At 62.7% G+C, this 24,367-nt stretch carries 24 protein-coding genes; 17 read left to right on the forward strand and 7 right to left on the reverse strand.

All coding sequences use genetic code 11. From position 1 onward, the window contains the following. The first annotated feature begins 39 nt into the window (after positions 1–39). The 9 genes from atpE to ACFOFO_RS07030 all read left to right on the forward strand — a co-directional run bounded on the left by atpE (position 40) and on the right by ACFOFO_RS07030 (position 7,464). The gene (atpE, locus tag ACFOFO_RS06990) at positions 40–285 is read left to right on the forward strand and encodes a F0F1 ATP synthase subunit C (RefSeq protein WP_390321515.1); all 246 of its coding nucleotides are present in this window, start codon (positions 40–42) and stop codon (positions 283–285) included. An 80-nt stretch (positions 286–365) separates the two neighbouring features. Then, entirely contained in the window at positions 366–836 is a 471-nt protein-coding gene (locus tag ACFOFO_RS06995; RefSeq protein ID WP_390321512.1) for a F0F1 ATP synthase subunit B, read from the forward strand. 2 nt (positions 837–838) lie between these two features. Beyond that, a complete protein-coding gene (locus tag ACFOFO_RS07000; RefSeq protein ID WP_390321509.1) occupies positions 839–1,384 on the forward strand; it encodes a F0F1 ATP synthase subunit delta in 546 nt (181 codons plus the stop codon). Positions 1,385–1,448: 64 nt separating this feature from the next. Next, on the forward strand, positions 1,449–2,990 hold the full coding sequence (gene atpA / locus ACFOFO_RS07005; protein WP_390321507.1) for a F0F1 ATP synthase subunit alpha: 1,542 nt from the start codon (positions 1,449–1,451) through the stop codon (positions 2,988–2,990). Between the two features lie 43 nt (positions 2,991–3,033). Next, a complete protein-coding gene (gene atpG, locus ACFOFO_RS07010; RefSeq protein WP_390321505.1) occupies positions 3,034–3,903 on the forward strand; it encodes a F0F1 ATP synthase subunit gamma in 870 nt (289 codons plus the stop codon). A gap of 154 nt (positions 3,904–4,057) precedes the next feature. Next, positions 4,058–5,458, forward strand: a complete 1,401-nt coding sequence (gene atpD / locus ACFOFO_RS07015; protein ID WP_390321502.1) for a F0F1 ATP synthase subunit beta — start codon at positions 4,058–4,060, stop codon at positions 5,456–5,458. 147 nt (positions 5,459–5,605) lie between these two features. After that, positions 5,606–6,028 carry a F0F1 ATP synthase subunit epsilon gene (locus ACFOFO_RS07020; protein WP_390321500.1) on the forward strand — a complete coding sequence of 141 codons (423 nt, stop codon included), beginning with the start codon at positions 5,606–5,608 and terminating at the stop codon, positions 6,026–6,028. A 102-nt stretch (positions 6,029–6,130) separates the two neighbouring features. Continuing rightward, positions 6,131–6,562: a CoA-binding protein gene (locus ACFOFO_RS07025; RefSeq protein WP_390321497.1), complete on the forward strand. Its 432-nt coding sequence runs from the start codon at positions 6,131–6,133 to the stop codon at positions 6,560–6,562. 71 nt (positions 6,563–6,633) lie between these two features. Further along, entirely contained in the window at positions 6,634–7,464 is an 831-nt protein-coding gene (locus ACFOFO_RS07030; RefSeq protein ID WP_390321495.1) for a PPK2 family polyphosphate kinase, read from the forward strand. A gap of 90 nt (positions 7,465–7,554) precedes the next feature. On the opposite strand, the gene pdxR is transcribed toward ACFOFO_RS07030, so the two are convergent. Further along, a complete protein-coding gene (pdxR, locus tag ACFOFO_RS07035; protein ID WP_390321493.1) occupies positions 7,555–9,066 on the reverse strand; it encodes a MocR-like pyridoxine biosynthesis transcription factor PdxR in 1,512 nt (503 codons plus the stop codon). A 96-nt stretch (positions 9,067–9,162) separates the two neighbouring features. On the opposite strand from pdxR, the gene ACFOFO_RS07040 reads away from it, so the two are divergent. The 7 genes from ACFOFO_RS07040 (at position 9,163) to ACFOFO_RS07070 (ending at position 17,578) form a co-directional block, all read left to right on the forward strand. Further along, a complete protein-coding gene (locus ACFOFO_RS07040; RefSeq protein ID WP_390321491.1) occupies positions 9,163–10,431 on the forward strand; it encodes a 4-aminobutyrate--2-oxoglutarate transaminase in 1,269 nt (422 codons plus the stop codon). Positions 10,432–10,563: 132 nt separating this feature from the next. Beyond that, positions 10,564–11,634, forward strand: a complete 1,071-nt coding sequence (locus ACFOFO_RS07045; protein ID WP_390327805.1) for an ABC transporter ATP-binding protein — start codon at positions 10,564–10,566, stop codon at positions 11,632–11,634. 108 nt (positions 11,635–11,742) lie between these two features. Next, positions 11,743–12,756 (forward strand): ABC transporter substrate-binding protein, encoded by a 1,014-nt coding sequence (locus tag ACFOFO_RS07050; protein WP_390327803.1) that lies wholly within the window; start codon positions 11,743–11,745, stop codon positions 12,754–12,756. A gap of 118 nt (positions 12,757–12,874) precedes the next feature. Continuing rightward, entirely contained in the window at positions 12,875–14,167 is a 1,293-nt protein-coding gene (locus ACFOFO_RS07055) for an ABC transporter permease (protein WP_390321489.1), read from the forward strand. A 5-nt stretch (positions 14,168–14,172) separates the two neighbouring features. Continuing rightward, on the forward strand, positions 14,173–15,006 hold the full coding sequence (locus tag ACFOFO_RS07060; protein ID WP_390321486.1) for an ABC transporter permease: 834 nt from the start codon (positions 14,173–14,175) through the stop codon (positions 15,004–15,006). 21 nt (positions 15,007–15,027) lie between these two features. After that, positions 15,028–16,482: an NADP-dependent succinate-semialdehyde dehydrogenase gene (gene gabD, locus ACFOFO_RS07065; protein WP_390321484.1), complete on the forward strand. Its 1,455-nt coding sequence runs from the start codon at positions 15,028–15,030 to the stop codon at positions 16,480–16,482. A gap of 52 nt (positions 16,483–16,534) precedes the next feature. Further along, positions 16,535–17,578 carry an NAD(P)H-dependent flavin oxidoreductase gene (locus tag ACFOFO_RS07070; protein WP_390321481.1) on the forward strand — a complete coding sequence of 348 codons (1,044 nt, stop codon included), beginning with the start codon at positions 16,535–16,537 and terminating at the stop codon, positions 17,576–17,578. 144 nt (positions 17,579–17,722) lie between these two features. Here ACFOFO_RS07070 and ACFOFO_RS07075 read toward each other — a convergent pair whose 3' ends face one another. Then, positions 17,723–18,478: a nuclease-related domain-containing protein gene (locus ACFOFO_RS07075; RefSeq protein WP_390321479.1), complete on the reverse strand. Its 756-nt coding sequence runs from the start codon at positions 18,476–18,478 to the stop codon at positions 17,723–17,725. 319 nt (positions 18,479–18,797) lie between these two features. Between ACFOFO_RS07075 and ACFOFO_RS07080 the strand changes: the two genes are divergently transcribed. Next, complete coding sequence (locus ACFOFO_RS07080; RefSeq protein WP_390331237.1) at positions 18,798–19,259, forward strand: TfoX/Sxy family protein; 462 nt, start codon at positions 18,798–18,800, stop codon at positions 19,257–19,259. Between the two features lie 205 nt (positions 19,260–19,464). Here ACFOFO_RS07080 and ACFOFO_RS07085 read toward each other — a convergent pair whose 3' ends face one another. The 5 genes from ACFOFO_RS07085 to ACFOFO_RS07105 form a co-directional block, all read right to left on the reverse strand. Beyond that, entirely contained in the window at positions 19,465–19,995 is a 531-nt protein-coding gene (locus tag ACFOFO_RS07085) for a DUF4405 domain-containing protein (RefSeq protein ID WP_390321473.1), read from the reverse strand. Positions 19,996–19,998: 3 nt separating this feature from the next. Next, on the reverse strand, positions 19,999–20,874 hold the full coding sequence (locus ACFOFO_RS07090; RefSeq protein WP_390321471.1) for an FAD:protein FMN transferase: 876 nt from the start codon (positions 20,872–20,874) through the stop codon (positions 19,999–20,001). Between the two features lie 37 nt (positions 20,875–20,911). Further along, on the reverse strand, positions 20,912–21,445 hold the full coding sequence (locus tag ACFOFO_RS07095) for an FMN-binding protein (RefSeq protein WP_390321469.1): 534 nt from the start codon (positions 21,443–21,445) through the stop codon (positions 20,912–20,914). Between the two features lie 219 nt (positions 21,446–21,664). Beyond that, complete coding sequence (locus ACFOFO_RS07100; protein ID WP_390321467.1) at positions 21,665–22,987, reverse strand: hypothetical protein; 1,323 nt, start codon at positions 22,985–22,987, stop codon at positions 21,665–21,667. A gap of 42 nt (positions 22,988–23,029) precedes the next feature. Then, a complete protein-coding gene (locus ACFOFO_RS07105) occupies positions 23,030–24,247 on the reverse strand; it encodes a cytochrome-c peroxidase (RefSeq protein WP_390321465.1) in 1,218 nt (405 codons plus the stop codon). Positions 24,248–24,367: the final 120 nt, after the last annotated feature.

The following is a 24,367-nucleotide window of genomic DNA, read 5'->3' on the forward strand; positions in this document are numbered from 1 at the left end:
TTTATTTATTTTTTTGATATTTAACCTTAAGGAATTGTCATGACTGACCTCTCATTTGTAGCTTTGGCGTGTGGTTTGATTATTGGTCTGGGCGCGATCGGCGCATGTATCGGAATCGCACTGATGGGCGGCAAATATCTGGAAGCCTCTGCACGTCAACCGGAACTGATGAACACGCTGCAAACCAAAATGTTCCTGCTGGCGGGTCTGATTGACGCTGCGTTCCTGATCGGTGTTGGTATTGCCATGTTGTTTGCATTCGCGAATCCGTTCATTGCCAAGTAATTAGCCTTGTGTCTCTGCTGCAACGATCGCTGACGCTTGAGTCAGCGATACCAGGCAGCTCATTCTGAAAAGGAATTACCGTGAACTTAAACGCAACATTAGGTGCGCAGTTTGTGGTCTTCTTCGTGCTGGCGCTCTTTACGATGAAATTCATCTGGCCACCACTGATGAACGCGCTCGACGAGCGCGCCAAGAAGATCGCGGACGGATTGGCCGCAGCCGATCGTGGCAGGGCAGAGATGGCTGCCGCTGAAAAGCGCGTGCAGGCTGAACTGGCCGGTGCCCGCGATGAAGGCCAGCGCCGTATCGGCGAAGCCGACAAGCGCGCCGCCGGCATCATCGACGATGCCAAGAAAACCGCTTCCGACGAAGCAGCGCGCATCATCGCCGCTGCCAAGGCGGATGCCGAGCAGCAAGTTAACAAAGCGCGTGAAGAACTGCGCGGCCAGGTTGCGACGCTCGCAGTCAAGGGTGCCGAGCAGATCCTGAAGCGCGAAGTCGACGCTGCGGCTCACGCCGGTTTGCTGAACCAACTGAAAACAGAGCTGTAATCATGGCTGAACTCGCAACGATTGCTCGCCCTTACGCAGAAGCTTTGTTCCGTGTGGCGCAGTCCGGTAACGCACCGGCGCACCTCGCGGCCTGGTCCGACCTGGTGTCGGAAATGGCGCAAGTTGCGGTCAACCCTGACCTCAAGGCGCTGGCCGACAATCCGAAAGTGCCGGATCAATTGGTGGTCGATACCGTCCTGTCCGCGCTGAAATCGCCAGTCAACGACGAAGCCAAAAACTTCGTCCGCATGCTGGTCGAAAACGGCCGCCTGGCCCTGTTGCCGGAAATCGCCGCGCAATTCGAGGTATTGAAAAATGCCCTGGAAGGCGCAGCCGACGTCGCGATCGTCAGCGCATTCCCGCTGACCGACGCGCAGCTGCAGGAATTGGTCGCGACGCTGGAAAAGAAATTTGGCCGCAAGCTGCATCCAACGGTGACCGTCGACGGTTCGCTGATCGGTGGCGTGCGCGTGGTCGTCGGTGACGAAGTGCTCGACACTTCGGTGCGCGCCAGGCTGCAACAGATGCATGTTGCGTTAGCGGCGTAACCTGGTCCTGCGCCGGTGGCCCGAGCCGCCGGCGCAAGTAGAGAGAATATTTTTAGGAGTTACTATGCAACTCAACGCATCTGAAATCAGCGAACTGATCAAGAGCCGGATCCAAGGCCTTGGCGACACCGCTGAGGTCCGCAATCAAGGCACGGTCATCTCCGTGTCCGACGGTATCTGCCGCATTCACGGTCTGTCCGACGTCATGCAGGGCGAGATGCTGGAATTTCCAGGCAACACCTTCGGCCTCGCGCTGAACCTCGAGCGTGACTCGGTCGGTTCCGTGATTCTGGGTGACTACGAGCACATCTCGGAAGGCGACACGGTCAAATGCACCGGCCGCATCCTGGAAGTGCCAATCGGTCCCGAACTGAAAGGGCGCGTGGTCAATGCGCTCGGTCAGCCGATCGACGGCAAGGGCCCGGTCAACGCCAAGCTGTCGGCCCCGATCGAAAAGATCGCGCCAGGCGTGATCGCGCGTCAATCGGTATCGCAGCCGATGCAGACCGGTATCAAGTCGATCGATGCCATGGTGCCAATCGGCCGCGGTCAACGCGAACTGATCATCGGCGACCGCCAGACCGGCAAGACCGCGGTCGCGATCGATGCGATCATCAATCAAAAAGGCCAGGACGTGGTCTGTATCTACGTCGCTATCGGTCAGAAGGCGTCGTCGATCAAGAATATCGTGCGTTCGCTGGAAGCCCACGGCGCGATGGAATACACCATCGTGGTGGCAGCGTCGGCGTCCGAATCGGCCGCGATGCAATACGTGTCGCCTTACTCCGGCTGCGCGATGGGCGAATACTTCCGCGATCGCGGCGAAGACGCGCTGATCGTGTACGACGATCTGTCCAAGCAAGCGGTGGCCTACCGTCAGGTGTCGCTGCTGTTGCGCCGTCCACCAGGCCGTGAAGCTTATCCCGGCGACGTGTTCTACCTGCACTCGCGTCTGCTGGAGCGCGCCGCACGCGTCAACCCGGATTACGTCGAAGCCTTCACCAAGGGTGAAGTCAAGGGCAAGACCGGTTCGCTGACCGCATTGCCGATCATCGAAACCCAAGCCGGTGACGTCTCCGCCTTCGTTCCGACCAACGTGATTTCGATTACCGACGGTCAGATCTTCCTGGAAACTTCGCTGTTCAACGCCGGTATCCGTCCTGCGATCAACGCCGGTATCTCGGTCTCGCGCGTCGGTGGTGCGGCCCAGACCAAGGTCATCAAGAACCTGTCCGGCGGTATCCGTACCGATCTGGCGCAGTATCGTGAATTGGCTGCGTTCGCACAGTTCGCTTCCGACCTCGATGAATCGACCCGCAAGCAGCTCGACCGCGGTGCTCGCGTGACCGAATTGCTGAAGCAGGCGCAATACGCGCCGTTGCCGATTTCGCTGATGGCGGTCTCGCTGTTCGCCGTCAACAAGGGCTATCTGGACGATATCGAAGTCAAGAAGGTATTGCCGTTCGAAGCCGCTCTGCACAGTTTCATGAAGACCAAGCAGGCTGCCCTGTTGCAAAAGATCGAAGAAAGCAAACAACTCGACAAGGACGGCGAAGTTGCGCTGGCTGCCGCAGTTGCTGAATTCAAGAAATCCGGCGCATTTTAAGCTTGGCTATCAAGCTTGAACAGAGCAGAAGGAGTAAGGACTCATGGCAGTAGGCAAAGAGATACGTGGCAAGATCAAGAGCGTAGAAAATACGAAGAAGATCACCAAGGCGATGGAAATGGTCGCCGCATCCAAAATGCGCAAGGCGCAGGAGCGGATGCGGGCCGCCCGTCCCTACAGTGACAAGATTCGCAACATCACCTCGCACCTGGCGCAAGCCAACTCGGAATACTCGCATCCGTTCCTGGTGAAGCAGGATCTGGCCAAGACGGTCGGCATTATCGTGGTCACGACTGACAAGGGCCTGTGCGGTGGTCTCAACACCAACGCGTTGCGCCTGATGACCGGCAAGCTGAAGGAACTGGAAGGCCAGGGCATCAAGGTCGAAGCAGTCGCTTTTGGCAACAAGGGCTTCGGTTTCCTGAACCGGATCGGCGCCAAGGTGGTGTCGCATGCGACCCATCTGGGCGACGCGCCGCACCTGGAAAAGTTGATCGGACCGGTCAAGGTCCTGCTCGACGCTTACCAGGAAGCCAAGCTCGACGCGGTCTACCTGGTGTACACCAAGTTCATCAACACGATGAAACAGGAACCGACCATCGAGCAACTGCTGCCGCTGTCGTCCGAGCGCATGCAGGCTGATGCCGGCACCCATGCGTGGGACTACATCTACGAGCCGGAAGCGCAGGTGGTGATCGACGAGTTGCTGGTGCGTTATGTCGAGGCGCTGATCTACCAGTCCGTGGCCGAAAATCTGGCATCCGAGCAATCGGCGCGGATGGTGGCGATGAAGTCAGCTTCCGACAATGCCGGGAACGTGATTGGTGAACTGAAGCTGATCTATAACAAGACCCGCCAGGCCGCGATTACCAAAGAACTGTCCGAGATCGTCGCCGGTGCGGCTGCGGTTTAATTGAACCAAATAGTCGGTTCCTCCCCCTTCAAAGGGGGAGGTTAGGTGGGGATGGGTTGCCAGCGTTAGCTTCCGATCCATCCCCACCCCAACCCTCCCCTTGAAAGGGAGGGAGCTGAATAGAGAATCTAAATTAACTATTGAAGGAACGAAAATGGCTGATGGCAAAATCGTTCAGTGTATCGGCGCCGTGGTGGACGTAGAGTTCCCACGCAATGCGATGCCAAAGATATACGATGCGTTGAAGATGGCAGGCTCCGAACTGACGCTGGAAGTACAGCAGCAGCTGGGCGACGGGATTGTCCGTACCATTGCGCTGGGCACCTCCGACGGTCTGCGTCGCGGCATGGTGATCCAGAACACCGGCAACCCGATCCGGGTGCCGGTCGGCAAGGCGACCCTGGGTCGCATCATGGACGTGCTGGGTAATCCGATCGACGAATGCGGTCCGGTCAGTCACGAGCAGACCGCTTCGATCCACCGCAAGGCGCCTGTGTATGACGATCTGTCGCCATCGCAGGACCTGCTGGAAACCGGCATCAAGGTGATCGACCTGGTTTGCCCGTTCGCCAAGGGCGGTAAGGTCGGCCTGTTCGGCGGCGCCGGGGTCGGCAAGACCGTCAACATGATGGAACTGATCAACAACATCGCCAAGGCCCACAGCGGCCTGTCCGTGTTCGCCGGCGTGGGTGAGCGTACTCGTGAGGGTAACGACTTCTACCACGAGATGGCCGATGCCAAGGTGGTCGATCTGGAACACCCGGAGAACTCCAAGGTGGCGATGGTCTACGGTCAGATGAACGAGCCGCCAGGCAACCGTCTGCGCGTCGCGCTGACCGGCCTGACGATCGCGGAAAGCTTCCGTGACGAAGGCAAGGACGTGCTGTTCTTCGTCGACAACATCTACCGCTTCACGCTGGCCGGTACCGAAGTGTCGGCGCTGCTGGGTCGTATGCCATCGGCGGTGGGTTACCAGCCGACGCTGGCCGAAGAGATGGGCCGTCTGCAAGAGCGCATCACCTCGACCAAGACCGGTTCGATCACCTCGATCCAGGCAGTGTATGTGCCAGCCGATGACTTGACCGATCCGTCGCCGGCAACCACCTTTGCGCACTTGGATTCGACCGTCGTGCTGTCGCGTGACATCGCCTCGCTCGGTATCTATCCTGCGGTTGATCCGCTCGATTCGACCTCGCGTCAGCTCGATCCGCTGGTGGTGGGCCAGGAACACTACGAGACCGCCCGTGCGGTGCAGGGTACGCTGCAGCGCTACAAGGAATTGCGCGACATTATCGCGATTCTGGGGATGGACGAACTGGCACCGGAAGACAAGCTGCTGGTGGCACGCGCCCGTAAGATGCAGCGTTTCCTGTCGCAGCCGTTCCACGTCGCTGAAGTGTTTACCGGCGCGCCAGGTAAATACGTGTCGCTGAAAGATACGATCAAGGGCTTCAAGATGATCGCATCGGGCGAACTCGATCACCTGCCGGAACAGGCGTTCTACATGGTGGGCACGATCGAAGAAGCGATCGAAAAAGCGAAGAAGCTGAACTGATCGTCGCGGTTCCTCTCCCTTCAAGGGGGAGGTCAGGTGGCGGACGGGTTGCAGCAGCAAGCGAGTGACCCCTCCCCATCCCAACCCTCCGCTTGAAAGGGAGGGCGGCAAGCGGTTCTGGATCTGACGAACAAAGAAGGTTCAAACATGGCACACACTATTCACGTTGACGTGGTCTCCGCCGAAGAGCAGATCTTTTCCGGTGAGGCCGAATTCGTCGCGTTGCCGGGTGAAGTGGGCGAGCTCGGGATCTATCCGCAGCACACGCCGCTGATCACCCGTATCAGGCCGGGTGCGGTGCGCATCAAGGTGGCCGGTCAGGCCGAAGAGGAATTCGTCTTCGTCGCCGGCGGTATCCTCGAAGTGCAGCCGAATTTGGTCACCGTTCTGGCCGACACCGCGATCCGCGGCAAGGATCTGGACGAAGCCAAGGCCACCGAAGCAAAGCGACTGGCGGAAGAATCGCTGGTCAACAAGGAATCGAAGATCGACTACGCCAAGGCGCAAGCGGAATTTGCGGTCGCCATCGCGCAGTTGGCTGCGATCCAGAGATTGCGTCGGAAGCAGTAATTCAAGCCGACTCTGAGGCAAGCAGTACAATGAAAGGCAGCTTCGGCTGCCTTTTTTGTTGGCCGCCGCGTTTTCAACAGACCGCACGCACCGAACGCACCGATGACGACCGACGCCCGCAGCATTGCGCAAATCCTGGCCGATACCCACACCATCGCGGTGGTCGGGCTGTCCGCCAAGACCGACCGGGCCAGCCATCAGGTGGCGTACTACCTGCAGAGCCACGGTTACCGCATCATCCCGGTCAATCCGACGTATGCGGGCACTCACATCCTCGGTGAGCCATGTTTTTCCACGCTCGCTGAGGCCGCGGCCAGTCTGGCGCAAGAAAATATCCGGATCGACCTGGTCGACTGCTTCCGCCGGGCCGAAGCGATTTTGCCGATTGCCGACGCCGCGATCCAGATCGGGGCCGCCGTGCTATGGATGCAGCTCGGCATCAGCAATCAGGCTGCGGCGGCCAAAGCCGAAGCGGCCGGCCTGACGGTAGTGATGGACCGCTGTTTGAAAATCGAGCATGCACGTCGGCGCTAGTCGCGCCAGACTGGCAGCGTCACCGAACACCGAACACCGAACACCGAGCACGACAGCAAGGAGACCGGACCATGAATTTTCGCAAGCAATTCCGCGCCAGCAACAAACTGAAGTTGCAGGATCAGGATGCGGCGCAGGCGCCGCTCGCCAGCGATGACAAGGACCAGAGCAAAGGACAGGACAAGGAGCACGACAAGCAGCGCGTGGTCGAGCTGGCCGCCCAGATCGCGGCCTACCAGACCGTGTTCTACGCCGAGCGCAGCCGCAAGTTGCTGGTGGTATTGCAGGGCATGGATACCGCCGGCAAGGACGGCACCGTCAGCGATGTATTCGGCCGCATCAACCCGCTGGGACTGCGTACGGTGTCGTTCAAGGCGCCCAGCCTGGTCGAGCGCGACCACGATTACCTGTGGCGGATCCATCAGCAACTGCCGGTCAAGGGCGAGATCGTGCTGTTCAATCGCAGCCATTACGAAGACGTGCTGATCACGCGGGTGCACCAGCTGATCGATGAAGCGGAATGCAAGCGCCGCTACGCGCAGATCGCCGACTTCGAACGGATGCAGGCCGAGACCGGCAGCGTGATCCTCAAGTTCTTCCTGCACATCTCGAGGGACGAGCAAAAGGAGCGCCTGCAGGACCGGCTCGACGATCCCGACAAGCACTGGAAATTCGACCCGCAGGATCTGGTCGAGCGCAAATCCTGGGACGATTACCAGCGCGCCTACGAGCAGGCGATCCGCGCCACCGATGCCGACCACGCACCGTGGTACGTGATCCCGGCCGACTCCAAGACCCAGCGCAATCTGGCGATCGGATCGGTGATGGTCGAAACCCTGGAGCGCATGAAGCTGGCGTATCCGGCGCCGCATCCGGAATACGCCAAACTCAGAATTACCTGATGTTCGGTTCAAAATATACTGGATGGAGTAATATATTTTCCGCTCCGAAATCTTGGGAGCCAGGCCGATTTTGGCGAATACTCCCGGCATTTAACCGACTTTGCGGGCCGGCCAATGGCGTTTGATGATGCCTGCCAGCCGCTCGAAAATCGGCCCGATCTGTTGCTCCGGTACGCAGGCATAGCCCAGCAACAGGCCGCGCTGCGCGGTGGCCGGATTCATGTAGTAGCGGAATAACGGACGCGCGATGATGCCCTGCGCCGCCGCTTCGCGGCTGATGGCCAGGTCGTCGCAACCGTCCGGCAAACCCAGCGCCAGATGCAGACCGGCCTCGCCGCCGGTGATCCGCACGCTGTCGCCGAAATGGCGGTTGATCGCTTCCTGCAACAGGCGCAGCCGCTCCGCGTACAGCAGCCGCATGCGCCGGATGTGCGAGGCAAAATGACCTTCCGTCATGAAATCGGCTACCACGGCCTGCGCGAAACCCTGGCCGCCACGGTACAGCTCGGACAGGCCGGTCGCAAACGACTCGGCCAGCGACTGCGGCACCACCATGAAGCCGATGCGCAAGCCCGGAAACAGCGTCTTGCTGAAGGTGCCCATGTACAGCACCCGATCCTGGCTATCCATGCCCTGCAGCGATGCCAGCGGCCGGCTGCCATAGCGAAATTCGCTGTCGTAATCGTCCTCCATGATCCACACCTTGTGCGCGGCCGCGTATTCGAGCAGCAGGCGGCGCCGCGACAGGCTCATCACCATGCCGAGCGGATACTGGTGCGAGGGCGTGACGTGGATGAAGCGCGGCGGATGGCGCAAGTCCTTCGGGCGCAGCTGCAAGCCCTCGGCATCGACCGCGATCGGCACCGGTTTGATGCCCAGCGAGTTCAGCACGCTGCGGGTGCCCCAGTAGCACGGGTCCTCGACCCAGGCGCGGTCACCCGCTTCGCCCAGCAGCTTGGCGGCGAGGTCGATCGACTGGTGGATGCCGGTCGTGATCAGCACCTGGCTGGCATCGCAATTGACCGAGCGCGCCATGCGCAAATATTCGGCCACCGCCGCGCGCAGCGGCGGGTAACCGCCGCCCTCGCCGTAGGTCAGCAGCTCGGCGCGCGAACGGCGCCAGTGCTTGTTTTGCAGCCGGCTCCAGATCTTGTTCGGAAACAGTGTCACGTCCGGCACGCCGGGCATGAAGGCGCCCCATTGCAGATTGCTGACGCCGGCGTGGCGCAGCAGTTGCGCGCCGCGCGCCGACAGCTCCGAGGCGCCGGACGGGTCGGTCAACGCCGCCTTGCCGCCGGTCGCCGCCGGGATCTGGTCGGGCGTGGTGTCGGCGATGAAGGTGCCGGCGCCGGCGCGCGTCTCCAGATAGCCCTCCGCGATCAGTTGCTCGTAGGCGTAAGTGACGGTGTTGCGCGATAGCGCCAGTTCGCGCGCCAGGTCGCGCGACGACGGCAGCTGCAGGCCGGCCGGCAGTTGCTGGGCCAGGATCGCATCGCGAATGATCTGATACAGCTGGCGATTCAGCGGCTTGCGCGTGCGCGCGTCCGGCGCGGCGCGCTCGATCCGCAACAACAGAAATTCCGGCAACGACGCGATCCGCAAAGTGGCTCCATTAGAAAAACAAAAGTGGCCCTGTATTATAGTGCCATGGTCGTTTTAGTATGAGCCACGAATCAATCACGGCAAACCGGAGCGACCATGAAAAATGCAGACCTGCAGCAGCGCAAAGATGCGGCGACACCCCGCGGTGTCGGCGTGATGTGCAATTTCTATGCCGAGCGCGCGCTGAATGCCGAACTGTGGGACGTGGAAAACCGGCGCTACATCGATTTCGCGGCCGGCATTGCGGTGCTCAATACCGGCCATCGTCACCCGAAGCTGGTGGCCGCAATGCAGCAGCAGCTCGGCAAGTTCACCCACACCGCCTACCAGATCGTCCCCTACGAGAGTTATATCGCGCTGGCCGAGCGCATCAATGCGATCACGCCCGGCGCTCACGCCAAGAAAACCGCACTGTTCTCGACCGGCGCTGAGGCGGTCGAAAATGCGGTCAAGATCGCCCGCGCCGCGACTGGCCGTTCCGCCGTGATCGCGTTCTCGGGCGCGTTCCATGGCCGCACCATGATGGGCATGGCGCTGACCGGCAAGGTGGTGCCGTACAAGGTCGGTTTCGGCCCGTTCCCGGGCGAGGTGTATCACGCCCCATTCCCGATCGCATTGCATGGGGTGAGCACGCAGGACTCGCTGGCGGCCTTGCAGGCGCTGTTCAAGTCCGACGTTGACCCGAAGCGGGTCGCCGCCATCATCCTCGAACCGGTGCAGGGCGAGGGCGGGTTCTATGCGGCGCCGGTCGAATTCATGCAGGCGCTGCGCAACCTGTGCGACGAACACGGCATGCTGCTGATTGTCGATGAAGTGCAGACCGGTTTTGCCCGCACCGGCAAATTGTTTGCCATGGAGCACTATGGCGTGATCCCCGATCTGATGACGATGGCCAAGAGCCTGGCCGGCGGCATGCCGCTGTCGGCGGTCTGCGGCCGCGCCGAGATCATGGATGCGCCGGCCCCCGGCGGCCTCGGCGGCACCTATGCCGGCAACGCGCTGGCGGTGGCTGCCGCGCATGCGGTGCTGGACGTGATCGAAGAGGAACAGCTGGTCGCGCGCGCCGCCGTGCTGGGCCAACAGTTGAAGGACAGATTGACGACGCTGCGTGAATTCGTGCCGCAGATCGCCGAGGTGCGCGGTCTGGGCGCGATGGTCGCGGTCGAATTCATGCAGCCGGGCACGCACACGCCGGATCCGGATTTCACCAGGACGGTGCAGGCGCGCGCGCTCGAAAAAGGCCTGCTGCTGCTGAGCTGCGGCGTGTACGGCAACGTGATCCGCTTCCTGTTCCCGCTCACCATCCCGGACGCGGTGATGAGCGAGGCGCTGACGATCCTTGAGGCGGCACTGCGCGCGGAGTAAGATGGATTAAAAAAGTCGCTGCCCCGTCACCCTACGCATCGATAACCAGCAGGAGACCCACCAGTGAAGCAGGCAAGTACAGCAGCACAGGCATTTGACCACGAGCATCAGGATCAGCAGGGACATGACACCCTGGTCGAATTTCGCGGCGTCAAGAAAACTTATGATGGTGAAATCCTGGTGGTCAAGCACCTCGATCTCGACATCCACCGCGGTGAATTCCTGACCCTGCTGGGGCCGTCCGGCTCCGGCAAGACCACCTGCCTGATGATGCTGGCCGGGTTCGAATTCCCGACCGGTGGCGAGATCCGCCTCGATGGGCAATTGCTGAACAAGGTGCCGCCGCACAAGCGCAACATCGGCATGGTGTTTCAAAACTACGCGCTGTTCCCGCACATGACGGTCGGCCAGAACATCGCCTACCCGCTGCAGGTGCGCGGCCTGAATGGCGGCGAGCGCGCGGCGAAGGTGAAGAAGGCGCTCGACATGGTGCAGATGGGCAAATTTTCGGAACGCTATCCGGCCCAGCTGTCCGGCGGCCAGCAGCAGCGCATCGCACTGGCGCGCGCGCTGGTATTCGATCCGAAGCTGGTATTGATGGACGAGCCGCTCGGTGCGCTGGATAAACAGTTGCGCGAGCACATGCAGCTTGAGCTGAAAGCGCTGCACAAGCGGCTCGGCGTGACCTTCGTCTACGTCACCCACGACCAGAGCGAAGCGCTGACCATGTCGGACCGCGTCGCCGTATTCGACCAGGGCATCATCCAGCAACTGGCCGCGGTCGACCGCCTGTACGAGTATCCCGACAATCACTTCGTGGCCGGCTTCATCGGCGACAACAACCGCTTCAACGGTACGGTGGAGTCGGTCACTGGCGCTCATTGCGCGCTGCGTCTGCCGGACGGATCGTTATTGACCGGCGTCAACCCGAATGGCGCCCACAGCGGCCAGACTGGTGTCGCTTGCATTCGCCCTGAACGCATCCGGCTCAAGCCGCTCGACGCGCCGCTGCAGAATGGCCTGCGCGCCAGTGTCGCGGGCCTGATTTATTTCGGCGATCACGTGCGCGTACGCTGCACGACCGCCAAGCAGGACGATTGTTTCGTCAAGCTGACGCTGGGCGACCCGGCGCTGGCCGGTCTGGCCGAGGGCACCCAGGTCGCACTCGACATCGACCCAGATCGCTTGCGGGTCTTCATTTGATTAGTGCTTAAAACTCGTTTCCCCACCCGCTTCCCCACCCGTTTTACCAGTAGCCCCACCATAAAACAAAGAGGAGTTGCAATGAGACAGACAATCAAACCGATCCTGATGTCCGCAGCCATGGCGGCACTGTCACTTGGCTTGGCCCAAGCGGCAGAGCTGACCGTGATCAATTTCGGCGGCGCCAACGGCAACGCGCAGAAAGCCGCGTATATCGAACCGTTCCAGAAAACGACCGGCACCAAGGTGGTGGTGGTCGAATACAACGGCGAACTGGCGAAGGTCAAGGCCATGGTCGAAACCGGCAAAGTCAGCTGGGACGTGGTTGAACTCGAGTCCGGCCTGCTCGGCCGCGCCTGTGAAGAAGGGCTGCTGGAAAAGCTCGACTACAGCAAGATCGGCAAGAAGAGCGATTTCATGCCGGAAGCGGTGCAGGAATGCGGCATGGGGGCGTTTGTCTGGTCGACGGTACTGGCCTACAACGCCGACAAGATGAAGGTGGCACCGAAGAACTGGGCCGATTTCTGGAACGTCAAACAATTTCCGGGCAAACGCGGCATGCGCAAAGGCGCCCGCTACAACCTGGAATTTGCGCTGATGGCCGATGGCGTGCCGACCAAGGAAGTCTACAAAGTACTGGCCACCAAGGCCGGCGTCGAGCGCGCGTTCAAGAAGCTCGATGAGCTGAAGGCCAACATCCAGTGGTGGGAAGCCGGCGCGCAGCCGCCGCAGTTCCTGGTGGCAGGCGACGTCGTGATGTCGACCGCCTACAACGGCCGCATCGATTCGGCGCAGCGTGAAGGCAAGAACCTGAAGGTCACCTGGGCCGGCAGCATCTACGACCTCGATTACTGGGTGATTCCAAAAGGCACGCCGAACAAGGCGCTGGCGGAAAAATACATCGCGTTTGCCAGCACGCCGGAATCGCAAAAGAATTACGCCGGCAATATCGCCTACGGTCCGGTCAACCACAACGCCTTGAAGCTGCTCGACGCCAAGACGCTGGCCGACCTGCCGACCTCGACCAATAATGCCAAGGACGCGGTACAGCAAAATCTGCAGTTCTGGACCGATCATGGCGAAGATCTGGAGCAGCGTTTCACTGCCTGGGCAGCCAAGTAACATACGTCTCCTCCGCCTGTCGGGCGCGGTTGCCTCCTTGGGCGCCTGACAGGCTTTGATGCTGCCCGACCACGGGCAGCATTCTTTTACTTTTGCGGCATTTCAGACCTGAACCACTATGACTGTTTTGGCCCCCAGCGCTCCCAGTGCCCCCACCAGCGCCTCGCTCGCTGAGCCGCCGCTGTCGCACCTGAAGCGCGACCTGCACAAGGCGCTACTCCGCAAGCGGATCACCGCGCTCACGCTGATCGCACCGCTGGCGATCTTCTTGCTGGTGACCTTCGTGGTGCCGATCGCGGTGCTGCTGACGCGCGCGGTCGCCAATCCCGAAATCGCCTCGACCCTGCCGCACACGGTCGCCGCACTGGCCGGCTGGGACCGCAAATCGGCGCCGCCGGAGCGCGCCTACGCCGCGCTGGCCGACGATCTGGCCAAGGCCGCGGCCGACAACACCACCGGCACGCTGGCACGGCGCATCAATGCCGAACTGCCCGGCGCCCGTTCGGTCATCCTGAAGACCGCGCGCGCCTTGCCATTGAAGGATGCCGAGGGCAAGCCGCTGCCGGCGGCCGCCATCCAGCCAGCGCTGATCGCACTCGACGAGCAGTGGGGCCAGCTGGCCACCTGGCAGGTGATCGCCAAGAACGGTGCGCGTTACTCGCCGTATTATGTGCTGGCCGCGCTCGACCTGAAACAAGATGCGTTCGGCCAGGTGCACAATGCCGACGAGAGCGAGTCGGCGTTTCGCAAGATTTTCGGGCGCACCTTCCTGATCAGCCTGGTCGTGACGCTGTGCACCCTGGTGATCGGCTATCCGCTCGCGTACTGGCTGTCGACCATGTCGGAGCGGCGCGCCAACCTGTTCATGATCCTGGTGCTGATCCCGTTCTGGACCTCGATCCTGGTACGGGTCGCGGCCTGGATCGTGTTGCTGCAATCGGAAGGCCTGGTCAACAAGGCGTTGATGGCGCTCGGCGTAACACAGGCGCCGCTGGAGCTGCTGTTCAACCGCATCGGCGTGTACATCTCGATGACCCACATCCTGCTGCCGTTCATGATCCTGCCGCTGTACAGCGTGATGAAATCGATTCCGCCGACCTACATGCGGGCCGCGATCTCGCTCGGCAGCCATCCGTTCGCCGCATTCTGGCGCGTGTACGTGCCGCAGACTTACCCGGGCGTCGGCGCCGGCGGCCTGTTGGTATTCATCCTCGCGCTCGGCTACTACATCACGCCGGCGCTGCTGGGCGGCCCGAACGAGCAGATGGTCAGCTATTACGTCGCCTATTTCACCAACCTCACCATCAACTGGGGCATGGCCTGCGCGCTCGGCGCCCTGCTGTTTGCGGCGACCCTGGTGCTGTATGCGATCTATCGGCGCTTCGCCAAAATCGACGTGAGCATGGGATAACCACGATGAAGAGCTTGCCCTTATTTCCGCCGTATGTGTCGTTACCAGAGCGCATCTGGTTTTTCCTGCTGCGCGGCTTCAACCTGCTGGTGCTGGTGTTTCTGGTGTTGCCGATCCTGGTGATCATTCCGCTGTCGTTTTCCGATAGCAGCTTCCTGTCGTATCCGATGCCCGGCTTGTCGCTGCGCTGGTACGACAACCTGATCCATTCGGAAGAGTGGATCCGCGCCGCCAAGAACAGCTTCATCGTCGCGCCGCTGGCGACCGTGATCGCGACCGTGCTCGGCACCTTGGCGGCGGTCGGCCTGAACAAGGCCGATTTCACCGGCAAGGGGCTGCTGATGGCGATCCTGATCTCGCCGATGGTGGTGCCGGTGGTGGTTGTCGGCGTCGGCGTCTACCTGTTCTTCGCGCAGATCGGCCTGGCCGACAGCTATACCGGCCTGATCCTGGCGCACGCCGCATTGGGCGCGCCGTTCGTCGTCACCACGGTGTCGGCCACGCTGCAGGGCTTCAACCACAACTTGGTGCGCGCCAGCATGAGTCTCGGCGCCGGTCCGTTGCGCACGTTCTGGCGCATCACGCTGCCGGTGATCGCGCCGGGTCTGATTTCCGGCGCGCTGTTTGCATTCGCCACCTCGTTCGACGAAGTGGTGATCACGCTGTTCGTCGCCGGCCCGCAGCAAACCACCTTGCCGCGCCAGATGTTTACCGGCATCAAGGAAAACATCAGCCCGACCATCGCCGCGCTGGCTACTATACTGATCGTATTCTCTACCTGCCTGTTACTGGTTCTCGAATGGTTGCGCGGGCGTAACAAGGCCGCCGCCAAAATCTAAATTCACCTCCGGAGCGATCCCATGTTGCCACTGAAAGATCCCACGCTGCTGCGTCAGCAAGCCTATATCAACGGACAATGGTGCGACGCCGACAACGGCGCCACCTTCCCGGTCACCAACCCGGCCACCGGCGACCAGCTCGGCACCATCCCGCACATGGGTGCGGCCGAGACCAGCCGCGCGATCGCCGCCGCCAACGACGCCTGGCCTGCGTGGCGCAAGAAGACCGCGAAGGAACGCAGCGCGATCCTGCGTAAATGGAACGACCTGCTGCTGGCCAACGTCGACGATCTCGCGCTCCTGATGACCGCCGAGCAGGGCAAGCCGCTGGCCGAAGCCAAGGGCGAAATTGCGTACGCCGCCTCGTTTCTCGAGTGGTTCGGTGAAGAAGCCAAGCGCATCAATGGCGACACCATGGAGTCGCCGTGGGCCGACCGCCGCATCGTCGTCATCAAGCAGCCGATCGGGGTCTGCGCCGCGATCACGCCGTGGAACTTCCCGGCTGCGATGATCACGCGCAAGGTTGGCCCGGCACTCGCCGCCGGCTGCCCGATCGTGCTGAAACCGGCCGAGGCGACGCCGTATTCGGCGCTGGCGCTGGCGGTGCTGGCCGAGCGCGCCGGCGTGCCGCCCGGCGTGTTTTCCGTCGTCACCGGCGACGCCCGTGCGATCGGCGGCGAGATGACGTCCAACCCGACCGTGCGCAAACTCAGCTTCACCGGGTCGACCCAGGTCGGTCGTCTGCTGATGCAGCAATCCGCGCCGACCGTCAAGAAACTGTCGCTGGAACTGGGCGGCAATGCACCGTTCATCGTGTTCGACGACGCCGACCTCGATGCTGCGGTCGAGGGCGCGATCGCGTCGAAATACCGCAATGCCGGCCAGACCTGCGTCTGCGCCAATCGCATCTATGTGCAGGACGGCGTGTATGACGCGTTCGCGCAAAAACTGGTGGCGGCGGTCAGCCAGCTGAAAGTCGGCAATGGCCAGGACGCCGGCGTCACGCAGGGACCGCTGATCGACCAGAAAGCGGTCGAAAAGGTCGAGCAGCACATCGCCGATGCACTGTCCAAGGGCGGCCGCGTGCTGACCGGCGGCAAGCGCCACGCGCTCGGCCACAGCTTTTTCGAGCCGACCGTGATTGTCGACGTCACCGCCGAGATGCGGGTCGCGAAAGAAGAAACCTTCGGCCCGATGGCGCCGCTGTTCCGCTTCAAGACCGAAGACGACGTGCTGGCACTGGCCAACGATACCGAATTCGGCCTCGCCAGCTATTTCTACTCGCGTGACATCGGCCGCATCTGGCGCGTCGCCGAAGGGCTGGAGTCGGGCATGGTCGGCATCAACAGCGGCCTGATCTCGAACGAGATCGCGCCGTTCGGCGGCGTCAAGCAATCCGGGCTGGGGCGCGAAGGATCGAAGTACGGGATGGACGACTACCTGGTGATCAAATATATGTGCATCGGCGGCATCTGATCCGGCTGCAGTGCCGCGCGGAGTGACGCGCACACCAACCACGGGGGCAAGCATGACGACGCTGCAACAGTTGCTGGGGATAGAGTTGCCGATCATCCAGGCGCCGATGGCGGGCGTGCAGGGCAGCGCGCTGGCGATCGCGGTGTCGAACGCCGGCGGCCTCGGCTCGCTGCCCTGTGCGATGTTGGGGTCGGATGCGCTGCTCGCCGAGTTGAGCACGCTCGCAGCGCAGACCAGCAAGCCGTACAACGTCAATTTCTTTTGCCACCGCTCACCGCTGCCCGACGCCGTGCGCGATGCCGCATGGCGCGCGGCGCTGGTGCCGTACTACCGCGAATTCGGTATCGATGCGGCGGCGGCTCCCAACGCTCCGGCGCGGCTGCCGTTCAGCGCCGAGGCGGCCGAGCTGCTGGCCGAATTCCGGCCGCCGGTGGTCAGTTTCCATTTCGGCCTGCCGGCCCCTGAATTGCTGGCGCGGGTCAAAAGCTGGGGCGCAAAGGTGCTGGCCAGTGCCACCACGGTCGAGGAAGCGGTCTGGCTCGAGGCGCACGGCGCCGACGCCATCATCGCGCAAGGGCTGGAGGCCGGCGGCCACCGCGGCATCTTCCTCAGCACCGATCTGAGCACCCAGCTCGGCACCTTCGCGCTGCTGCCGCAAGTAGTGCAAGCGGTGCGGTTGCCGGTGATCGCGGCCGGCGGCATCGCCGATGCCAAGGGGGTCGCAGCTGCGTTGGCGCTCGGCGCGGCCGGCGCGCAGATCGGCACCGCCTATCTGCTCTGTCCGGAAGCGGGCACCAGTGCCGTGCATCGCGCCGCACTGAAGAGCGCGGCGGCACACCATACCGCGCTGACCAATCTGTTCAGCGGCCGCCCGGCGCGCGGCATCGTCAACCGGGTCATGCGCGAACTCGGGCCGATCAGCGCCGCCGCGCCGGCCTTTCCGCTCGCGAGCGCGGCGATCGCGCCGCTGCGCGCGCATGCCGAGAGCACCGGCAGCGGCGATTTCTCGCCGCTATGGTCGGGCCAGAACGCCAGCGGCTGCAATGAAATACCGGCCGCCGCATTGACGCGCGAACTGGTTGCGCTGTTGCGCTAGCGATGTCATCGTCCTGAGCGCCAGCGCGCTGCCGGCGCAGATCCAGCTTCAGCTCGACCGGGCCTTCGTGGATATAAAATATACTGCCACCCGTATTATTTGCAGCCCAATAAAACCAAGCGGGATAAGCTGTATTTCTTGAATTTAGCGGGGAGTATTGCCGAGCACGCTGCGCGGCACAGGTTGTTCCGCCGCCGCCACATGCCGGAACTTGCTGGAAAAACGTACGCCTTTCGGCGCATGGATCTGCGCGATCCGGCGCGAGGTCTGGCGCAATTGCTGGCTCGGCATCCGTTGCAAAAAGCCGAACAGCGAGCGGCTGCCGGCCTGCTGGTCGATCAACGCGATCAGCTGCGACGGACTGACGAACAACCGGAAGTCGATATCCGACTGGTTCTGCACCTCGGCCTGCGGATCGATCAGCAGATAGTGATGAAAGCTCGGCTGCAGCGTGCGGCCGAAGCGCTTCGGCAAATCAAGTTGGCGCAGCAGGCGCTTGAGCAGCGCCCGGTTGCGCATCAGTTGCCGCAGCGGCGATGGGATCGCATAGGCGCTACCGAGTGGATCGGTCAGCGTGAATTGTTTCTGATCGCTGATCCCCAGCGTCTGGCCTGCGGTGCGCGACTCGACGATGAAGACGTGGAAGTTGTGCGTGATGAATAAATGATCGATATGCAGCTTGCCGTCCTCGGTCCTGATCCGCACATCGTGCAGCACCGCGACGTCGGGCCGGCTGGCGAACACGCTGTCGAGCTCGGCCGCCACATTGCAGGTGGCCTGCATCGCGATCCGGGTCCGGTCGTTGTTCGCCATCCGGAGCGCCTTGCCCGCCGCGTCGTGCGCGTGGTCGTCGCCGTATTGCAGATAGGTGTGCGTCGGTGTCAGTCGTTTGATCAGCATGCGTGGCATTCCTCGAGGAACGATCAGAATCGGGTGTCGTGCAATCGTGCATTGGGTGCGGGATCTGGCGGCGGAATAGCCGGCATCGATGCGCTGCGAAATATAGCATGGTCGACAACACTTGCCGGATTTTATTGCCGCATGGCAACGCTGCGCACAGGGCTTGATGCGGCACCGCGCGATCGATTTTTGGTTGTCGCTGCTCCGACGACAGGCTATATTCGCCGAACCGGATTTCAATCGGGTTTGCCAGTTTTCTTGTTGTATCGTGACGCGCCAATCGACCAGCATGAATGGAACACGGGATGTTGAAAAATAAATGCAGGATGCCAGCGTCGGCCGCCTTGACCCGGCGCGGGCCCGGTGCGGTGCAACCAGCATGATGGCCAGGACGTCCGACTACGTCACGTTCGTGATGGAGCAACTGGCGCCGATCCGCGAACTGGCGCGCAGCCGATTTTTCGGCGGCGTCGCGCTGACTGCCGGCGGCCTGCAATTTGCGATGGTGATGGGTAATTCGCTGTATTTTGCGGTCAATGACGTGACGCGCCCCAAGTATCAAAAAATGGGCAGCGACTGCTTCCGGTATGCGACCAAGAAGGGCCGGGTCGATGTCACCCGTTTTTACGAGGTGCCGGGTGAACTGCTAGAATCGCCGGCGCAGCTGATGGCGCTGGCGACCGAGGCGATTGGGGTCGCGGCCAGCTACAAGAACGCGGTCAAGGTCGCGCCCAAGGTCGTGCCCAAGAAGCCGACCGTGGCGCGCAAACCGACCGCCTGACCAATGTGCTGCAGCAGCGCGACGGGCGTCCTCGCAACATGCAGCGATCGTCGCGCTGTCGCCACGGCCGGTGCTCGCAACCTGAGCTCCGACTTAAATCCCGAACTCAAAAAATAGGCTATGTGATGATCACCATTCGACGACTCACCGCGCAGGACCCCTCTGCACATGCGGCGCTGCACGCAGATCTGAGCTCGTCGTAGTGCTAGCGTGCCGAGCGGCGCCCCAGCACGATATGCAGCAGCACCAGCAGCGGCAGACCCAGCCCGATGATCCAGTGCAGTACAGACCACAGCGGCCGGCTCTGTTCGCCCGCGATGTAGTACAACGCGTAGCCACTCAGCGTCAGCAGCGCCAGCAGTGCCACCATGGCCCAGCCGCTGCTGCGGTTGCGCCGCGATTTCAGCGCGCGGCGGATGTGGTTGTTCAGGATGCCGCCGACCAGGAACAGCGCCAGCATTGCGGCCGCGCCATGCAGCTTCATGGCCCATGGCTCCAGCGGGCTGATGGTTTCGCCATATTCGCCGACCGGGCGCCACCAGTAATGGGCCAGCAGCCACAGCAGGCCGCTCAGCGTCAGCAGCGCAAATGCCCCATACAGCGCGCGGCGCTGCCAGCGTTCCAGTTTCAGGCTGACTGGCCGCGGCGCCGACGGATGGTGCAGGCTGTGCGGCCGGGGCTTGGCGGGGTGCTTCGGCGGATGAGGGGAGCGCATCTGGATGGTATTGGCGGGCAAGGTCTAGATTATAAAAGCAGACGCGCCGAACTGACGTAACGCCGGGTGCTGCGGGTCGGCGCTGGCCAGCACCACCTTGGTCAGCGCGTCGGCCAGCATGCAGCTCGGCGCGCATACGGTGGCGCTGAGTGGGTCGATTGGGCCGGTCAGCGGGCGGCCGTCGCGGCCGTCGATCAGCGCACTGACCTCGCGCTCGGCGAAGGCCTTCTGCGAAAAATAGCTGCCGGAACTGGCCATCGCCTGGTTGCTCAGCCGGGTCTGCCGGGCGGCGCGGCCCGGTTGGCGGGGATCGCGGATCGCGACCGGAAAACCGTATTCGCCATAGACGCGCAGGTCGCCGCCGGCATTGACGCAGGCCAAGCCGATGCCGGCCTCCTGCAGTGCCGCGATCGCCTGATCGACCGCATAACCTTTGGCGATGCCGCCGAGGTCGATCCAGGCGGCGGCGGTTTTCGTGATGCGCCGCGCATCCTCGATTCGCAACAGCGGCGGGCGCGGCCAGCTGGCCAAGGTCGGCACGTCGAGTCCATCCGGCGCCGGCAGATAGTCCCAGGCGGCCAGCGTCGCGCCACAGCCGATGTCAAACAGGCCGCCGCTGGCGGCATGAATCTGCAGCGCGCATTGCAGCACCTGCAGCGTCTGCCGATCGACCTCCAGCACCGCACCCACCGGCGCCCGGTTGAAGCGCGACACGTCGCTCGCCGCGTCGTGAAAACTCATCAGCCGCTGCACCGCGGCGATCGCGCCGAAGGCGGCGGCAAACGCCGCAGCATGATCCGTGGTTGGCGCGTCGGCGCTGTCGGCGTCGGCAATGCTGATCTCGACCAGGGTGCCGAGCCAGGGCTGGGCGCGGCGCGTGATGGGCAATGGCGAAGACATGGCTAGCGTCAGTTGTTCAAGCTTATTTTGTGCGGCGTCATTTTTTCAACATCAGTTGCGCGATCGCCGCGATGCGGCGCACGCCATCGGTCACGTGGTTGCACGACAGTGTCGCGCCGCTGATGTTGGCGATGCCGTCGCCGACCGCCAGTCCGGCTTGCGCGGTCTTGCCGACAAACTGCTTGCGCCAGGCCGGGCTCTTGATCTCGAAGCCATGGCTTTCACGGTAGCTCAGGATCTCGATCTGCTTGATGCTGGCATCGAGGTTCAGCGCGACCGCGTACGAGATCAGCTCGAACTTGCCGACCACGTCGTCCAGCACCACGTGGCCGAGCAGCGTATCGCCCTGGTAGGCGGCGAACACGCGCCAGTTGACCGAGCGCGCCGGCTCGCCGGCCAGTTTCTCGACTTGGCGCATCTGCTCGACCGTCAGTTGCAGGCTGGCGTCCTTGAAGCTGCTGGCGTCGGGGAACATCACGCGCTGCGCCTGCTCTGCCGTCAGATACTGGGTCGCGAAGGCGCTGCCGGCGGTGGTGGCCAGGGTCAGGGCGGCGATATAGAATGGTTTCATCAACTTCGATTCAGTTAAAGCCCGCGTCGTCCATTTTGGAAGACGCGGTAGCTTGTTCGGCTCCTTCCCCCTCTGAGGGGGAAGGTTGGGATGGGGGTGTGGTGGTCGATAAACAAACATTATCGTTAATCGACCGCACTACCCCCACCCTAACCCTCCCCCTTAAAAGGGGAGGGGACGATCAGGCAAAGTGTAGACCTATTGCGCTTTCAATCAGCATTAGAACGAATACCCAAGCCCCAGATTGACGCGGTCACGCGAATTGTCTTGCTTGAACTTCTGGTAATCCGCCTTCACCACCACGCCTTCGCCGATGTTGAAGTTGGCGCCGGCGGTCCAGACTTTCTCGTCGGCCGCGGTGGCGATGCCGAGCCCGGCCGGCATCGCGCTATAGCTCTTGGCGGTATTGAACTGTTCGTAGCGGATGAACGGGCTCAGCTTGTAATCGCTGTTCTTCCACAGCTGGTAAGCCGCTTGTGCGTACCAGCCGTAGAAGCTCGACGGCACCGGTGTCGGGCTGCCGGCGTTGGCCAGGTTGAAGGCCTCGGTGTCGCTGATGGTGCCGCGCGCATACACGGTCGACAGGTCCCACTTGCCCGGCGTGTAGCGGGCGTGCAGATCCCACAAGGTCAGGCGCGCATCGGGCGCGGCGAAGTCGGCCGTGCCGTGCGCCAGTTTGCCGGTGAACACCGAGCCGCCGAGCAGCAGGCCGGGGACGCCGCGCCAGTTCAGCGCGCCGTGCAGCGCCAGGTTGCGCGACTTCGCGTGCTGGCCTTCCTGGTGGATGCTGCCGAGCGGCGATGCGCGCCCGTCTTCGGAGGTGCTATCCCACTTGGTCAGGTCGAAGCCGGTGGTCAGGCCCAGATCCCAGGTCAGGCCGTTGTCCATGGTCGACGACAGCCCGACGCCGGCTTCACGCCAGGTGCTCGGGATGATCGCGGTTTCGACGAAATTGCGCTGCACGCCGTAGTACGCGGTCGGCTCATGGTTGGTATTGAGCAGGCCGGCCGGGATCAGGAACAGGCCGCCCTTGGCGCGCAGGCCGTTGCCGAATTCGCGCTCGACGTACAGCTGTTCGACTGCCGCTTCGCCGCTGTCGGTCGCCGAGGTGACTGCGTGTTCCCATTCGAATTCGGCCACCATCTTGGTCTTGTCGTCGAAGCGGTGGGTGACGCCGATCACGGCGCGCGCGACATCGGTCTCGGCCGCGCTGCCGTCATGGCGCGGGCGGCTGTAATTGACTTCGCCGTAGCTCGACAGCACGGTGCTGGCGCCGAGCGCGATGCCCGAGGTGCTTGCGACAGCTTCTGTCGCTGGTGCAGCAGCCACCGGCGCGGTGGCAGGTGCCGCGGCCTGCGCGTTCTGGCGCTGTTCCAGCGCCTCGGTCTTTTGCTTGCTGGCGCTCAGTTCGGCCTTCATCTGTTTCAGCTCGGCCGCCATCTGGTCGAGTCTTTGCATCAGTTCGGCTTCGGTGGCGGAGGCGACCAGCGGGGCGCCGATCAGCACGGCGAGGATGGCTTGCGCCAGGATGGTTTTTTTCATGGTGAGCTTTCTCTATTTAAATAATCAATTTAGTTGGGCTTGTTAATGCGCCTGATACCCGTCGGTCAGGGTGCCGAGGAATTCGATCACGTCGTCGATCTCGGCGTCCGACAAGGCCGGCGCCATGCCGGGCTGGCGGTTGTATGGCGCTTCGCTGGTGTTGGCGTTGCGCTGGTATGGCGGCGGCAGGTCGTTGAACTTCTGCACGCTGCCGTCGGCGCCGCGCGGATACCACTGTTCCGGGTTGGTGTCGCGCCGCACGTAGAAGCCGATCACGTCGCGCAGGTTGCTGAACACGCCGTTGTGGAAAAACGCTTGCCGCGTCGCCACGTTGCGCAGCGTCGGCACCTTGAACGCGCCGCACAGGTCAACGCGATTGGCGAGGTCGGTGCGGTCCGGGCCGCACAGGCCGAGGTCGAAATAGGCCGGATCGCGGGTGGCGGCGATCTTCGGATTGCGCGGCACACCCAGGTTGTCGTAGCTGAAATCGGTGAACAGCGGCGACGCACCGTCGGCGCCCTTGGCGCTGGTGTGGCAGGCCGCGCAATTGCCCTTCTTCGGGGCATTGAACAGCGCCAGCCCGCGCAACTCGGCCGGGGCCAGCGTGGTCTTGCCGGCCAGGAACTGATCGTATTTGGAATCGTAGGGGTGAAACGCCGGGTCTTCCTTCTGGTATTGCTGCAACGCGAACGCGATGCGCTCGAACGCCGCGTCGGCGTCGTCCAGAATGGTCGCGCCAAACGCCTGGCGGAACGCGTCCGCATACGGCGCTCGCCTCAGGCTGGCGACCACCTCGGCCTTGCCGGCATTGGCCATCTCGTGCGGCGCCAGGAGCGGGCGCTGCGCCTGCTCGGCCAGCGATTGCGCGCGGCCATCGCGGTCGAAGCCGCCGGTCGGGGTGCCGTCTTTTGCAAAATAAAAGGCCGGCGTCAGGTTCAGGTAGCGCAGCGACGGCACCGCGCGAAAGCCCTGCTGATCAAGCTGTGCGCCGCCCAGTTCGACCGACAACGCGCCGCTGGCGGCGTGTGCATGGTCCGGGCTGTGGCAACTGGCGCAGGATTGCTGGCCGGATGCCGACAGGCTCTGGTCGCTGAAGATTTTTTCGCCGAGGCTGGCGGCAGCGCTCAGCCCGCCGCTGGCCGGCGTAAGCGTGGCGCTGCCATTGCTGTCGCCAGCGCCGCCGCAAGCGGCCAGCAGGCTGGCACCGGCCAGAATCAGGGACCAGCGCAGGCCGGAGCGGGTGACAAGAGCAGCAGGCATGATTTTTCTTTATCTTTTGACAGGATCGACGCCGCAATGCCGGACTTGGCACAGGCGGTGCGGAAGTCGTCGCTGCGTGGGGTATCGGCTATAACGCGAATCTTAATGAGAATGATTATA

It is taken from the genome of Pseudundibacterium arcticum, from assembly GCF_042646465.1.
Taxonomy (GTDB): domain Bacteria; phylum Pseudomonadota; class Gammaproteobacteria; order Burkholderiales; family Burkholderiaceae_D; genus Undibacterium_A; species Undibacterium_A arcticum.